This window comes from Paraburkholderia sp. SIMBA_054 (genome assembly GCF_046534875.1).
GTDB classification, from domain to species: domain Bacteria; phylum Pseudomonadota; class Gammaproteobacteria; order Burkholderiales; family Burkholderiaceae; genus Paraburkholderia; species Paraburkholderia hospita.
This window is the reverse complement of sequence record NZ_JAWRXV010001419.1, coordinates 1-246: the sequence shown is the minus strand read 5'-3', so window position 1 is coordinate 246 and position 246 is coordinate 1. Positions and strand designations below refer to the sequence as shown.

The 246-nt window shown below is 67.1% G+C and carries 1 protein-coding gene; it reads right to left on the bottom strand.

Annotated features, from left to right (window positions below; genetic code table 11):
• On the bottom strand, positions 1-246 hold a 246-nt coding region (locus tag SB822_RS59730; protein ID WP_410859463.1), incomplete at both ends, for a hypothetical protein.

Sequence of the window (246 nt, the reverse complement as noted above, 5' to 3'; positions counted from 1 at the left end):
AAGTAGTTGGCGCCCTCGGTGTCGCGCTGGTTCCAGGTGCCGAAGGCGTAGAAATCGGCATGCTCGCCCAGCGGCGCGCCGGCGTTGAACCAGGCATTCAGCCCCTTGCTGTGGCCGTCGCCGAGCACATAGTTGCGTTGGCCCTGCAGGCGCAGGTTGTTGTCGGTCTGCTCCCACGGCGGGATCTGGTCGAAGCCGGCGCGGTTGGTGCCTTCGCGGTTCAGCAGCTCCACGCCGGCCTTGACG